The organism is Campylobacter sp. JH23 (genome assembly GCF_017846595.1).
GTDB classification, from domain to species: Bacteria; Campylobacterota; Campylobacteria; order Campylobacterales; family Campylobacteraceae; genus Campylobacter_D; species Campylobacter_D coli.
Genome location: NZ_JAEQBP010000001.1, coordinates 222,208 through 233,399 on the forward strand (window position 1 = coordinate 222,208; position 11,192 = coordinate 233,399).

Below are 11,192 nucleotides of genomic sequence, written 5' to 3' on the forward strand. Positions count from 1 at the left end.
TTATAGCAAAGCAAATTAAATATCCATATAAATTTTTCTGTTATAATAAGCTTTTAATAAAATCAAAGGTTATCAAATGTATCGTTTTGCACCTTCTCCAACAGGCGATATGCATATAGGAAATTTACGCGCGGCTTTATTTAATTATATATGCGCTAGACAAAAAAATATGGATTTCATTTTGCGTATCGAAGACACCGATAAGGCTAGAAATATAACAGGAAAAGAAGAAGAGATTAAAGAAATTTTGCATCTTTTTGGCATTTCATGGCAGCATTATTATGTACAAAGTGAAAATTTAAAATTTCATCGTCAAATGGCTTTAAAGCTTGTAAGTGAAAAAAAAGCTTTTGCTTGTTTTTGCACCGAAGAAGAGCTTGAAGCAAAAAAAGAACTCGCCAAAAAGCAAGGCAAGGCCTATCGCTACGATGGCACTTGTCAGAATTTAGCAGATATTGATGTTTTAAAATGTGAAAAACCCTTTGTAATTCGCCTTAAAAAACCTACTCACACTATGAAATTTACAGATTTTATCAAAGGGGAGTTAAGTTTTGAGCCTGAAAATATCGATTCTTTTGTGATTATGCGAACAGATAAAACCCCTACTTACAATTTTGCTTGTGCGGTAGATGATATGCTTGAAAATGTAAGTTGCATCATACGCGGTGAAGATCATGTTTCAAATACCCCAAAACAAGAACATATTCGTGCAAGTTTAGGTTATGATAAAGCTATGACTTATGCACATTTACCTATTATCTTAAATGAAGAGGGTGTAAAAATGAGCAAAAGAGAGGCTCATTCTTCAGTAAAATGGTTACTTGAGAGTGGAATTTTACCTAGTGCGATCGCAAATTATCTTATCATGCTAGGCAATAAAACTCCTTGTGAAATTTTTACCTTAGAAGAAGCGATTGAGTGGTTTGATATTAGCAAAATTTCTAAAGCTCCAGCGAGATTTGATCTTAAAAAACTTTTGCAAATCAATCGCGAACATATAAAAATGATGGCAGATAATGAACTCAATACTGCTTTAAATTTAAATAAAGATCTAGCACAACTTGCCAAATTTTATACCCAAGAAGCAAGCACCATCAAAGAAATCAAAGAAAAACTAGAAGCTATCTTTGGTGCTAAAGATTTTAACGAATTTGAACCAGAATGTAAAATTTTAAAAGATCTTTTAAGTCAAATCGAACCTTTTGAGAGTTATGAAGAGTTTAAAAGCTATCTCTTAGAAAAAAGTCAACTAAAGGGTAAAAAATTTTTTATGCCTCTAAGAATTATCCTAACTGGAAATACTCATGGCCCTGAATTAAATGATCTTTACCCTTATATAAAAAATTATATTAACGAATTAGCAAGGATATAAATAATGGTTGTAGATTCTTTGATTATTTCTATTTTTCAAGTGATTCAAATTATTATCAATATTTACACTTGGATTATCATCATCACAGCACTTTTAAGTTGGGTAAATCCTGATCCTTACAATCCTATCGTTCAAATTTTATATAAGCTAAGCTCTCCTGCTTATGCTTTAGTGAGAAAAATTCCAACACGCATAGGAAGCATAGATCTTGCGCCTTTGATTATCGTTTTAGCCTTACAATTTCTTAGTATTTTTCTTGGAAATATCCTAAGGAGCTTATTGTGAGAAAAATACTTATCTTACTTAGCTTAAGCTTAGTATTTTTAAATGCTAGCCCCTATAATTTAGAAAGATTAAAACAAGAGGAAAATTCCATAGCTAAAGATTATTATATCTATCGTCTTTTAGAAAAAAAAACAATAAGTAAAAAAGAGGCTGAAGGCTTAAATTCTCATATCTTCCGCTATGTAGGTAAAATCAAATCCGAACTTGAAAAAATAATTCCTGTAAAAATTTTCATCGATCCTAAATACGCTCCATGCTACAACTACACGAAGGTTAATATACTCGATGCAAATCAAACTTGCCAAAGTATAAGATTAAACTCAATAGCCTTTATAGCAAGCCTTGATAATGCTAGCCGAAGTGCCTTAGCTCAAAAACTTAGTCATCAAAGAGGCGATTTGGCTAATTTACTTTTAGCTTTTAACACTCCCGAACCTATAGCTTATATCATTCAAAAAGAAGATGTTAATGGTTTTTTTAGACTTCGTAATTATTCTAAAAAATATGATTTTGATTTGAATGCTAGTTTTGCTAATAAGCTGCCAACTCATGTAGGATTTAAGAATTTTGCACAAAATATTATCATAAAAAAAGAAAATCCCAAATTTAGGGCTTCAATGCTAAAAATAGATCCAACATTTGTAAATGAGGATTCTGCTTTTTATTTAGGCATTAATGCCTTAGCCTACAACAAAGAAGAACTGGCTTACAATTTCTTTGCCAAAGCAGCGCAAACTTTTAAAATGCAAAGCAACAAAGACAATGCTATATTTTGGATGTGGATGATTAAAAAAGATGATAAAGATTTGCAAACTTTAGCCAAAAGCTCTTCTTTAAATATCTATAGTCTTTACGCTAAAGAATTAACAAATTCTGAATTTCTTAAAATCGAAGTCATAGATTCTACAAATAAGAAAAAAAACAATTTCAATATGCAAGATCCTTTTGCATGGCAAAAACTCAACAAACAAATTCGCGAAGCTGATGCAAGCGAACTTGATAGATTGGCTAAAGAATTTGACTCAAAAGAAACTCTGCCTATCTATGCTTATATCTTAGAAAGGAAATCAAAATTTAAAAACCATTATTTTATAATGCCTTATTATGAATACATTAAAGATTATAGCGCCCCAAGACAAGCGCTTATCTTAGCCATTGCTAGACAAGAAAGCCGTTTTATCCCTACTGCGATATCGGTTTCTTATGCTTTAGGTATGATGCAATTTATGCCATTTTTAGCCAATCATATCGGCGAGAAAGAATTAAAAATTCCAAATTTTGATCAAGATTTTATGTTTGAGCCAAAAAATGCCTATTATTTTGGAAATCATCATTTAAATTATTTAGAAAAACATTTAAAATCTCCTCTTTTTATTGCTTATGCTTATAATGGAGGCATAGGCTTTACCAATCGTATGCTTGCAAGAGATGATATGTTTAAGACAGGCAAATTCGAACCTTTCTTGTCTATGGAATTTGTTCCTTATCAAGAAAGTCGAATTTATGGAAAAAAAGTATTGGCTAATTATATTGTGTATCGACGTCTTCTGAACGATAGTATAAAGATTTCGGATATTTTTGAAAATTTAACTCAAAACAAGGCAGGTGATTTAAACAAATCTTAGCGATAATTTTGTCTTCTTTTTTTACGCTTGGAAGAGTTATTTTTAGATAACGGGTATAATGATTTTGTATCAAGTATTTAAAAAACTCTTCATCAAGTTCTTCTATATTAGCCTTTCTTTCATTGATAAAAATTTCTAAATTTTCTATCTTCAAAGTATCAGGAGTGATAGTCAAAGCAAAAATATCCTCCTCGCTAGCTTTATCTAAAATAGGATTTAAATAAGACAGGGTAATTATAGCATTCATTTTATCTTGAGTAATTTTATATTTTTGAGCAAACATTAAAGTTTGAGTTTTCAAATTCGCATCCACAACCGCTTCTTCCTTTAAAGAACAAGCACCAAAAATTAACGCTGCAAGGGCTAAGGTATAAATCTTCATATTTTTCCTAATTTTTTTCTATATTTTAACCTTTTAACTCTATTTTTTGGTTTAAAATACTATAATTTACATTTTATTTTAGGAAAATGGTAATGAAAAAATCAATCATAGCTTTTAGCGGTCCTTCAAATTCAGGCAAAACAACACTGATCACAAAAATTGCAAATGAATTTATAAAACAAAACCTAAAAGTTTTGATTATCAAACACGATCCTGCAGATAAAGCTCAATTTGATGTCAATGGCAAGGATAGTTTTAAGTTTTTTCAAAGTGGTGCTGAAGTGATGGTTTTAAGTCCTACTCGCACGACTTTTTTCTCTCATGAAAAAAGAGATATTTTAAGCGCGTTAAAAATAGCGCCTGATTTTGATTTATGTTTGGTTGAAGGATTAAAAACCTTAGATTTACCACGCATAAGTGTTTTTTATAAAGAAATTGATGAAAGTTATTTTGCTTTTTCTAATGCTATTGCAAGCTATGAAAAAATTGATTCTTATCCGAATTTAACTTGGCTTGATTTAAATGACGTGCAAGGAATTTGCAATTATATTTTAAAAAATGCGAAAAATTTACAAGGAGAATTATAAAATGCAAGAACTTATTTCCTACATACAAAAAGCAGTAATTGAAATTTCAAATGCTTTAAAATTTCCCGATACAAGCTATAGTCAAAACCAAAACTCCACAGGCGATACTCAACTTAAATTTGATGTTTTAAGTGATGAGATTATCACAAATACTTTAAGTCAGTGCCCTAGCATTAAAGCTATTATCAGCGAAGAAAAAGATGAGATTTTAAATATCAATGAAAATGCGAAATTTATCGTCGCTTACGATCCGCTTGATGGCTCAAGTTTAATGGATGTTAATTTTGCTATAGGTTCTATTTTTGCTATTTATGAAGAAAAAGCAAGTGCTAAAAATTTAAAAGCTGCGCTTTATAGCATGTATGGAGCTCGCTTGGAACTTGTTATTTGCGAAGATAAGCCAAAACTCTACCGTCTTGATAAAAACAACGAATTTGTTTTTGTAAAAGACCTTCAAATGCAAGAAAAAGGTAAAATCAATGCTACAGGCGGTACTCAAAAATTTTGGGAAGAAAAGCATGCTAAGTTTATCAAAAAATTATTCGATGAGGGTTATCGCCTAAGATATTCAGGAGCTATGGTAAGTGATATCAATCAAATTTTGCTCAAAGGTGGTGGACTTTTTAGCTATCCAGCAACTAGTGATGCGCCTAAGGGTAAATTGCGCGCTTTTTTTGAAGTATTTCCTTTAGCTTTTATTATAGAAAAAGCAGGAGGTAAAACCACAAATGGAAAAAATCATTCCTTGTTAGAACTTGATTTTGATGAAATTCACGCAACCACACCTTGCTTTTTTGGCTCAAAATATGAAATTTCAGAGCTTTTAAAGGCTTATAATGAGTGAAATAAGAGATGAGTTTGAGCAAGACTTAGATAAAAAAAAAGAAATTTTAAGCTCTTGCCAAAGCTCAAAAGGCTTAAAGTCTTGCTATAATTGCGATGAAATTTTTAATTGCTCTACAAGAAAAGATTATGTAGATGCAGTTTACAATAGTATGTCTAAGGGTAAAACCGAAGGCGGATTTGATTTTTAAAGGAATAAAATGCGTTATCTTACAACTCCAATTTATTATGTAAATGATGTGCCTCACTTAGGACATGCTTATACCACTATCATTGCGGACACTTTAGCTAGATTTTATCGTTTGCAAGGGCATGAGACTAGATTGTTAACAGGTACTGATGAACACGGACAAAAAATAGAACAAGCAGCAAAAATAAGAAACTCAACCCCAAAAGAATACGCTGATAAAATCAGTTCTGAATTTAAAAAACTTTGGGATGAGTTTGAAATCACTTATGATATATATGCAAGAACAACCGATACTAGGCATGTTGAATTTGTTAAAGCTATGTTTTTAAAAATGTGGCAAAAAGGAGATATTTATAAGGATGAATATGAGGGACATTATTGTATTTCATGTGAAAGTTTTTTTGCAAAAAGTCAACTTATAAACGAATGTGGATGTCCTGATTGTGGCAAAGATACTTCTTTATTAAAAGAAGAAAGTTATTTTTTTAAGCTTTCAAAATATCAAGATAAGATTCTTCAATGGTATGATAAAGAAGATCCTATCTTGCCTAAAAATAAAAAAAATGAATTGATTAATTTTGTCCAAAGTGGACTTAAAGATCTTTCTATTACTCGAACAAGCTTTGATTGGGGTATTGAAATCCCAGAAGAAATTAAAGACGATAAACACATTATTTATGTATGGCTTGATGCGCTTTTTATTTATATAAGCTCGCTTGATTATCAAAGCCAAGGAGAAAATGCTAAATTTTGGCCAGCCCACATACACTTAGTAGGCAAAGACATCTTGCGTTTTCATGCGATTTATTGGCCAGCCTTTTTAATGAGTGTGGATTTACCTTTGCCTAAATTTATCGGCGCACACGGTTGGTGGACTAAAGAGGGTGAAAAAATGAGCAAGTCTAAAGGTAATGTCGTAAAACCTAAAGAAGTGGTAGATGCTTATGGCTTAGAGGCTTTTAGATACTTTCTGCTAAGAGAAGTTCCTTTTGGGAATGATGGTGATTTTAGCGAAAGTGTTTTGATTAATAGAATCAATACAGAACTAGGCAATGAATTTGGCAATTTACTCAACCGCATCATAGGAATGAGTATAAAATATAATCAAGGTAATATTTCTCAAGAAGGCGTTTTAGAATTTTATAAAAACGAACTTGATACGGCTAAAGAGCACTTAGATAACGCTATAAACTTTTTAGAAAACCTACAATGTAATCGCTATCTAGAAGAGCTTTTTAAAGCCTTAAGTGTTGCAAATTTAGCCATTAGCAAATACGAACCTTGGAATTTAATCAAAGCAAATAAAATCAAAGAAGCCAATGCTCTTATAGGACTTTGTGCAAATATCTTAGCTAAAACAAGTCTTTTATTAAGCCCTACTTTGCCAAAATCTTGTCAAAAAGTAGGTTTGGCTTTAAATTTTGAAATTTCTCCTACAAACTATCAAAAACTTATCTTACAAAATGAACTTTTAGATTTTAAGGCTAGCGCCTGTGAAGCTTTATTTCCAAAAATAGAAAAACCTCTCTTATCTCAAGAAGAAAAACAAGAAGTCAAAAAAGAAGAAAAGTCTAAAATTAAAATCGATGATTTTGCAAAAATAGAGATTAAGGTAGCCAAGGTGATTGATTGTCAAAATATAGAAGGCAGTGAAAAACTTTTAAAATTTAAACTCGAACTTGACAATAAAGAAATTCGTCAAGTGCTTTCAGGTATTGCTAAGTATTATAAAGCAAGCGATTTGATAGGAAAGCAAGTTTGTGTTATAAGCAATCTTAAAAAAGCTAAGATTTTTGGACATGAAAGCGATGGTATGATACTTTCTGCAAAAAGCGGGGATAAACTTGTGCTCATAAGCCCTGAACAACTTGTAGAAAACGGCTCTTTAGTAGGCTAGGATGAATATTAGCAATCTAAGCGAACTCATTCATGCAAATATGCTTAATGAAGGCAGTGTTTTAAGCGTTACAGGCTTTGCATTAAGTCTTCATGAGCTTAAAAATGGCTTCGCTTTTTTTAGCAATAATAAAAAAGAGATAATCCAAGCAGTGCAAAAAGGCGCATTTGCTATTATTTCAGAGCATGAGCTTTGTATTGATGATAAAGAAATTTATTATCTTCAGGTGGATAATCTAGAATCAGCCTTAATTAAACTCTTGCGTTTTTTATGCGAAGAAAAAGAGTGTGAATTTATAGCACTTCAAGCTTATGAGCTAGGAATTTGCAAAGCATTTTCTTTAAACATTTTAAAAGGAAATATATTTGTAGATTTTAACTCACTTATCAAGGCTAAAAAGGGTGAAATTTTTTGTTTTAGCGATGAGAATTACTTACTTCAACTTTGCGCATCTTTAACAATCCTAAAAGAAGCAAATTTTACCCTACTTTCTCGCTCTAGCTTTTTTTTTACGACTCTAGTTTGTGATAATTTGTATTTTAAAAACTTAAATCTTCCCTTTATTTATGCCAAAATTTTTGCAAAAATTATGTTTTATCTTAAAGAAAAAAATACAAAAATGAGTTTTGATTTTAATAAGATAGATGATTTTAAAATTTATTTCATGGATGAAAATTTTAATATTTCTGAATTTGGCTCAAGTGCAAGAGCATTTATCATCGTAAGCAATCAAAATACCTTTGATTTTTGGCAAGAAAATTTTAAAAATATAAAGGGTTTTAAAACCGCTTTGCATAATTCATTATTCTGCGATTTTTCATACGACAAACTTTTAGATCTTAAAAACTTAAAAAATTTTAAATACTGCCTGCTTTTAGAAGATTATGAAGCTTTTGAGCGTGAATTTAAAAATGAAGAAAATCAATCTCCAAGCTTATTTTTAAACTGACTTAAATCAACCCCCTCACATTCTAACAAAAATCTTTTTATAGCAAGACCGCCATTATATCCACCCAAGCCATTACTAGCTATAACCCTATGACAAGGAATAAAAATAGGAATTAAATTTTTAGAGTTTGCATTACCCACTGCGCGAAAAGCTTTGGGATGGTTGATATTTATAGCTATTTCTTTGTAAGTAACAAGCTTTGCATAAGGGATATTTATCAATTCTTTATATACTTTTTGTTCAAAATCACCCCCTTGTATCCATAAAGGTGTTTGAAATTTTTGAAGCTTTTTAGCAAAATAAAGTCTGAGTTCTTCTTTGGCAAATTCAAGCAGGGGACAAGTATTTTCAATATCCAAACGATCGCAAAAATCGATTTTTGTTAAGAAATCTCCATTGCTATGTAGAGATAAGTAACAAAATGGTATTTTATAATAAACTTTAAACATATTTTATCCTTTAAATAGTTAAAATTATACTAAAAAATATTTAAGGAGTAAAAAATGTCTTTTATGCAAGATTACAATAAGCTTGTTGAAGAAAGAGCAGCTTTGGGTATCCCACCCCTTCCTTTAAATGCAGAACAAACTAAAGAACTTTGTGAACTTTTAAAAACCCAAAATGATGAAAAATTGGTATCTTTATTGCAAAATCGTGTCAATCCAGGCGTTGACGATGCAGCCTTGATAAAATGTGAATTTCTAGATGGAATTTTAAAAAATAAATTTCAAGCTCCAGCCATAGATAAAAAACTCGCTTTAAAAATGCTTGAAACAATGCTAGGTGGTTATAATGTAAAAGTTTTAATCGATGCATTAAAAGATGAAAGTATAGCTAGCGATGCAGCAGAAGTACTTAAAAATATCATCTTTGTACATGATAATTTCCATACCGTAGCAGAACTTAGCAAAAGCAATAATCATGCTAAAGCTGTTTTGGAAAGTTGGGCAAATGCAGATTGGTTTAATAAAAAAGAAAAATTACCTCAAGTGATTCAATGTGTAGTTTTTAAAGTAGCAGGAGAAACCAATACAGATGATTTAAGCCCTGCTGGTGATGCTTTTACAAGAAGCGATATCCCTTTACATGCTAATGCTATGCTAAAAGTAAGACAAACAGGTTCTCTAGAAAAAATCAAAGAACTCAAAAAAAGTGGTCGTGAAGTCGTATATGTGGGCGATGTCGTAGGTACAGGTTCAAGTAGAAAATCTGCGATTAACTCCATACAATGGCATTTAGGAAAAGAAATTGATGGTGTGCCAAACAAACACAGTGGTGGTATAGTAATGGGCTCAACCATAGCTCCGATTTTCTTTAACACAGCTCAAGATAGCGGTGCTTTACCTATTATTTGCGATGTGTCCAATCTAGAAATGGGAGATGAGTTTGAAATTCACCCTTATGAAGGAAAGATTGTAAAAAATGGTTCTGTTGTTGCAGAGTTTAAACTCAGCCCAAATACCATCTTAGATGAAGTTAGAGCAGGAGGAAGAATTCCACTTATCATAGGTCGTGGACTTTGTGCTAAAGCTAGAGAATTCTTAGGAATGGAAAATGAAAATATCTTTACTAAGCCAGAACAACCTGAAGCTTCAAGCGGTGGGTATACCTTGGCTCAAAAAATGCTAGGTCGTGCCTGTGGAGTTGAAGGTGTGCGTCCAGGTATGTATATAGAACCTATGACTTTAACTGTAGGCTCTCAAGATACTACAGGTCCTATGACTAGAGATGAAATTAAAGAACTTGCAAGCCTAGGTTTTAACGCAGACTTTGTTATGCAAAGCTTTTGCCATACAGCTGCGTATCCAAAAGTAAGCGATTCAAATTTACATAAAACCTTGCCCAATTTCATGACAAGTCGTGGTGGGGTAAGTTTAAAACCAGGTGATGGAGTTATCCACTCTTGGCTTAATCGTTTTGTATTGCCAGATACCGTAGGAACGGGTGGGGATTCTCACACACGCTTTCCTATAGGAATTTCTTTCCCTGCAGGAAGCGGACTTGTAGCTTTTGCTGCAGTTACTGGTTCTATGCCTTTAAATGTCCCTGAAAGTGTTTTAGTACGTTTTAGTGGAGAATTACAAGCTGGAGTTACCTTAAGAGATTTGGTTAATGCTATACCTTATTATGCAATCAAACAAGGACAACTTACCGTTGAAAAGAAAAATAAGAAAAATATTTTTGCAGGAAAAATTTTAGAAATAGAAGGCTTGCCAAACTTAAAAGTCGAACAAGCTTTTGAACTCAGTGATGCAAGTGCTGAAAGATCTGCAGCTGCTTGTAGTGTAGATTTAAGCATAGAAAGTGTAAGCGAATATATCAAATCCAATATTTCTTTAATTGAAGCTATGATAGAAGCAGGATATGAGAATAAAGCTACCCTTGCTAGAAGAGCTGAAAAAATGAGAGAATGGCTTAAAAACCCTACTCTTTTAAGAGCAGATAAAGATGCAAAATACGCTTATATTATAGATATTAATCTTAATGACATTAAAGAGCCAATCCTAGCTTGTCCAAATGACCCTGATGATGTGGCAACCTTAAGCGAAATTTTAGCCGATGATAAGCGTCCAAAAAATATAGATGAAGTTTTTGTAGGTTCTTGTATGACAAACATAGGACATTATAGAGCTTTGGGAGAAATTTTAAAAGATAAAGGCATACTTAAAACCAGACTTTGGGTAGTGCCTCCAACAAAAATGGATAAAGCACAACTTACCAATGAAGGTTATTACAGCATCTTTGGCGCAGCAGGTGCTAGAATAGAAGTTCCTGGTTGTTCTTTGTGTATGGGTAATCAAGCTAGAGTAAATGATGGAGCTGTAGTTTTCTCAACTTCTACAAGAAATTTTGACAACCGTATGGGAATGGGTGCTAAAGTATATTTAGGCAGTGCAGAACTTGCGGCAGTTTGTGCGATTTTGGGTAAAATTCCAAGCAAGGAAGAATACTTACAAATTGTTAGCGAAAAACTAAGTGATGAGCATAAGGCAAATATCTATAGATATTTAAATTTTAATGAGATTGAAAATTTCAAACTTGAAAATTAATTCAAATTTAAT

The 11,192-nt window shown here is 32.0% G+C and carries 11 protein-coding genes; 9 read left to right on the forward strand and 2 right to left on the reverse strand.

Annotation, left to right across the window (positions count from 1 at the left end):
• Positions 1 to 76: 76 nt before the first annotated feature.
• Genes gltX through KAR88_RS01150 form a run of 3 tightly spaced genes read left to right on the forward strand, consistent with a single transcriptional unit; the run spans position 77 to position 3,282 of the window.
• A complete protein-coding gene (gene gltX, locus KAR88_RS01140) occupies positions 77 to 1,372 on the forward strand; it encodes a glutamate--tRNA ligase (protein WP_002788552.1) in 1,296 nt (431 codons plus the stop codon).
• A 3-nt stretch (positions 1,373 to 1,375) separates the two neighbouring features.
• Positions 1,376 to 1,657, forward strand: a complete 282-nt coding sequence (locus tag KAR88_RS01145) for a YggT family protein (protein ID WP_002788553.1) — start codon at positions 1,376 to 1,378, stop codon at positions 1,655 to 1,657.
• A complete protein-coding gene (locus tag KAR88_RS01150) occupies positions 1,651 to 3,282 on the forward strand; it encodes a lytic transglycosylase domain-containing protein (protein WP_032684800.1) in 1,632 nt (543 codons plus the stop codon). The genes KAR88_RS01145 and KAR88_RS01150 overlap by 7 nt, the downstream gene beginning before the upstream one ends.
• On the opposite strand, the gene KAR88_RS01155 is transcribed toward KAR88_RS01150, so the two are convergent.
• Positions 3,179 to 3,664: a hypothetical protein gene (locus KAR88_RS01155; protein WP_192801214.1), complete on the reverse strand. Its 486-nt coding sequence runs from the start codon at positions 3,662 to 3,664 to the stop codon at positions 3,179 to 3,181. The genes KAR88_RS01150 and KAR88_RS01155 overlap by 104 nt on opposite strands.
• Before the next feature lie 92 nt (positions 3,665 to 3,756).
• Here KAR88_RS01155 and mobB point away from each other — a divergent pair, with 92 nt between their 5' ends.
• The 5 genes from mobB to KAR88_RS01180 are packed head-to-tail and all read left to right on the forward strand — an operon-like array spanning position 3,757 to position 8,130.
• Positions 3,757 to 4,251 carry a molybdopterin-guanine dinucleotide biosynthesis protein B gene (gene mobB / locus KAR88_RS01160; RefSeq protein WP_002776772.1) on the forward strand — a complete coding sequence of 165 codons (495 nt, stop codon included), beginning with the start codon at positions 3,757 to 3,759 and terminating at the stop codon, positions 4,249 to 4,251.
• 1 nt (position 4,252) lies between these two features.
• Positions 4,253 to 5,095, forward strand: a complete 843-nt coding sequence (locus KAR88_RS01165) for a class 1 fructose-bisphosphatase (protein WP_002780373.1) — start codon at positions 4,253 to 4,255, stop codon at positions 5,093 to 5,095.
• The gene (locus tag KAR88_RS01170) at positions 5,088 to 5,285 is read left to right on the forward strand and encodes a hypothetical protein (protein WP_002776770.1); all 198 of its coding nucleotides are present in this window, start codon (positions 5,088 to 5,090) and stop codon (positions 5,283 to 5,285) included. Before KAR88_RS01165 ends, KAR88_RS01170 begins: the two co-directional genes overlap by 8 nt.
• Positions 5,286 to 5,294: 9 nt before the next feature.
• Positions 5,295 to 7,181 carry a methionine--tRNA ligase gene (gene metG / locus KAR88_RS01175; RefSeq protein ID WP_070253235.1) on the forward strand — a complete coding sequence of 629 codons (1,887 nt, stop codon included), beginning with the start codon at positions 5,295 to 5,297 and terminating at the stop codon, positions 7,179 to 7,181.
• 1 nt (position 7,182) lies between these two features.
• On the forward strand, positions 7,183 to 8,130 hold the full coding sequence (locus KAR88_RS01180) for a hypothetical protein (protein WP_002800035.1): 948 nt from the start codon (positions 7,183 to 7,185) through the stop codon (positions 8,128 to 8,130).
• Here the strand turns inward: KAR88_RS01180 and KAR88_RS01185 are convergent.
• Entirely contained in the window at positions 8,103 to 8,579 is a 477-nt protein-coding gene (locus KAR88_RS01185; protein WP_002788559.1) for a methylated-DNA--[protein]-cysteine S-methyltransferase, read from the reverse strand. The genes KAR88_RS01180 and KAR88_RS01185 overlap by 28 nt on opposite strands.
• Before the next feature lie 54 nt (positions 8,580 to 8,633).
• On the opposite strand from KAR88_RS01185, the gene KAR88_RS01190 reads away from it, so the two are divergent.
• Positions 8,634 to 11,180, forward strand: a complete 2,547-nt coding sequence (locus KAR88_RS01190; protein WP_192801876.1) for a bifunctional aconitate hydratase 2/2-methylisocitrate dehydratase — start codon at positions 8,634 to 8,636, stop codon at positions 11,178 to 11,180.
• Positions 11,181 to 11,192: the final 12 nt, after the last annotated feature.